The sequence below is a fragment of the Synechococcus sp. RC10A2 genome (assembly GCF_047502605.1).
In genome coordinates this window covers 1-3,254 of the sequence record NZ_JANSHP010000098.1, presented here as the reverse complement: position 1 = coordinate 3,254, position 3,254 = coordinate 1, and the positions used below count along the sequence as shown (strand labels likewise).

Sequence of the window (3,254 nt, the reverse complement as noted above, 5' to 3'; positions counted from 1 at the left end):
GGTCGTACCTTAACAACTCACGCGATTGCAAAGAGTTATTTGCTGCCGGTCTGCGGTGCGTGCGTCCACCCGCACCGTGTGACCGGGTCACGGTCGGTTGGCCGTGACGGAAGGAAGACATGATGAGCACACGATGGATGCCATGGCGCTGCGTGCCGATGAAGGACGGGGCACGGCACCGATATGCTCCGGGGAGCCGCGTGCAGGCTGTGATCCGGAGGTCTCCGAATGGGGCAACCCGCTGCCATCTGGCAGCGCTCCGCAGCAGCGGAGCGGGAACCCGGCCAACTGAAACATCTCAGTAGCCGGAGGAAGCGTGAACCACACCCGTAGTAGCGGCGAGCGAACCGGGTGCAGCCTAAACCGCGGGCGTGAAATAGGGAGCAGCCGTTGCGCCCGCGGGGTTGGAGGACGACCCGTGACCGACCTGCTCGTCGGTCACCCGAGCGACCGCGCTGAGCCGAAGCAGTGTGGAACCCTGCACCGCAGAGCGTGACAGTCGCGTAGGCGGGCGCCTTAGCCGGGTGGGTCGCTCCTGAGTAGGTCCGGGCACGAAGAACCCGGGCTGAAGCTGGGCAGACCACTGTCCAAGGCAACCTACACGCAGTGACCGATAGCGCACAGTACCGTGAGGGAACGGTGAAAAGCACCCCGGTGAGGGGAGTGAAAGAGACCCTGAAATCGTGTGCTTCCACGCCGTGGGAGCCGGAAACACCGGTGACCGCGTGCCTTTTGGAGTATGATCCGGCGAGTTATCCTCGGTGGCGTGGTTAAGGCAGTGCCAGCCGGAGCCGGAGTGAACGCGAGCCTGAACAGGGCGACCGTCGCCGGGGATAGACCCGAAACCGTGTGAGCTACCCATGGCCAGGCTGAAGCGTCCCTAACAGGACGTGGAGGGCCGCACCGGTGTCTGTTGCAAAAGGCTCGGATGAGCTGTGGGTAGGGGTGAAATGCCAATCGAACACGGAGATAGCTGGTTCTCCCCGAAATGTATTGAGGTACAGCCGCGGCTACGCCACCCCTGGAGGTAGAGCGCTGTTGTTGTGCGGGGGCTTCACCGCTTACCAAGCGACGGCAAACTGCAAATGCCAGGGGTGGGCACCGCGCGTGAGACGGCGGGTGCGAACATCCGTCGTCGAGAGGGAAACAACCCAGACCGCCGGCTAAGGTCCCCCAGTCATCGCTAAGTGGGAAAGGTTGTGGCGCCGCTCAGACAACCAGGAGGTTGGCTTAGAAGCAGCCATCCTTGAAAGAGTGCGTAACAGCTCACTGGTCAAGCAGCGCTGCGCCGACGCTGTAACGGGGCAAAGCGATGCACCGAAGCCGCGGGTTTGCCATCGGCAAACGGTAGGGGAGCGTCGTCGTCGCGCCGAAGTCGGCGCGGAAGCGTCGGTGGAGTGACGACGAGTGCGAATGCCGGAATGAGTAACGGAGAAGCGATGTCGCAATCATCGCCACCGAAAGTCTAAGGGTTCTGCCGCACGGGTGCACCGCGGCAGGGTAGTCGGGCCTAAGGGGACGGCACACGCCTGACCCGATGGACAACAGGTTGATAGTCCTGTACCGTGTGGTGGTCGTTTGACCAATGCCGGATGCTGAGGGGTAGTCGCCGCGGCGAGACGAGCGCCGTCCAAGCCGGTAGGGAGCCGCACGACGCAAATCCGTGCGGCGGTGACCGAGAGGCGAGTGAAAGGGGTGCGGGCAACCGCACGCCGATGGCGAGGCGCCTGTGCAGCCAAGAAAGGCCGGCTCGGAAGACCACCCACGCCCGTACCGCAAACCGACACCGGTAGACAGGTTGAGGAAACCAAGGTGGACGAGTGACCCCTGGTTAAGGAACTCGGCAAATTGACCCCGTACCTTCGGAAGAAGGGGTGCTGCGCGTAGCGTGAAACCCCTAGCGGGTGGAGCGCGAGGCAGCCGCAGGGTCCAGGCCCAGGCGACTGGTTACCAGAACCACAGCTCCCTGCTCAAGCCGTAAGGCGACGTATAGGGGGTGATGCCTGCCCAGTGCCGGAAGGTTAAGGGGCGGGGTGCAAGCTCCCAACCGAAGCCCCGGTAAACGGCGGCTGTAACTATAACAGTCCTAAGGTAGCGAAATTCCTTGTCGGGTAAGTTCCGACCCGCACGAAAGGCATCACGACCTGGGCACTGTCTCGACCAGGGGCTCGGTGAAATTGCAGTGGCCGTGAAGATGCGGCCAACTCAGAGCGGGACAAAAAGACCCCGTGGAGCTTTACTACAGCTTGCCATCGGGTAGCGGAGGCCGATGCGTAGGATAGGTGGGAGGCGAAGAAGGTCGGCTTGCGGGCTGACTGGAGCCGACGGTGAAATACCACTCTTCGGTCTGCGCTGCCCTCACCCGCCTGCGGCGGGGACGGTGGCTGGTGGGTAGTTTGACTGGGGCGGTCGCCTCCTAAAAGGTAACGGAGGCGCGCAACGGCGCCCTCAGGCGGGATGGTCATCCGCCGTGGAGTGCAACGGCAGAAGGGCGCTTGACTGCGAGGCAGACCAGCCGAGCAGGGATGAAAGTCGGCCGTAGTGATCCCACAGGACCGGGTGGAAGGCCTGTGGCTTAACGGATAAAAGCTACCCCGGGGATAACAGGCTCAGACCGCCCAAGAGTTCATATCGACGGCGGAGCGTGGCACCTCGATGTCGGCTCGTCGCATCCTGGGGCTGGAGTAGGTCCCAAGGGTTGGGCTGTTCGCCCATTAAAGCGGCACGCGAGCTGGGTTCAGAACGTCGTGAGACAGTTCGGTCTCTATCCGCTCTGAGCGACTAGAGCAGTGCGCGGGGCTGGCCCTAGTACGAGAGGACCGGGCTGGACGGACCGCTGGTGGAGGAGTTGTAGGGCGTCCTGCAGGCTCCGTAGCTATGTCCGGGAGTGAGAACCGCTGAAAGCATCTAAGTGGGAAACACGCCGCAAGACGACTGCTCTCACAGCGCAAGGCTGGTAAGCCCCCCGCGAGATGAGCGGGGAAAGCGGCCGGAGCTGGAGGCGGGGTGACCCGTAGAGGCGACCGGTGCGCAGGGGCGAGGGCTTCCTTCCGTCACGGCGAACCGACCGGCAGCAGGGGAAGATGTCCCCCCAGGCAATCGCGTGAGGGGTGAAGGGGCGACCGTTCCTTCAGCCATTGGGTGTGTGTGGAGCGCGGTGGACCCACCCCGTCCCATCCCGAACCGGGTCGTGAAACACCGCAGCGCCGATCCTACTGGCGGCTCACCGCTGGGAACCTAGGTCCATGCACCCT

Annotated in this window: 2 rRNA genes; both read left to right on the top strand. The window is 63.5% G+C overall.

From position 1 onward, the window contains the following. Positions 1-110 precede the first annotated feature (110 nt). Positions 111-3,052, top strand: a 23S ribosomal RNA gene (locus tag NW848_RS13905). An 87-nt stretch (positions 3,053-3,139) separates the two neighbouring features. Beyond that, positions 3,140-3,254, top strand: a 5S ribosomal RNA gene (gene rrf / locus NW848_RS13900).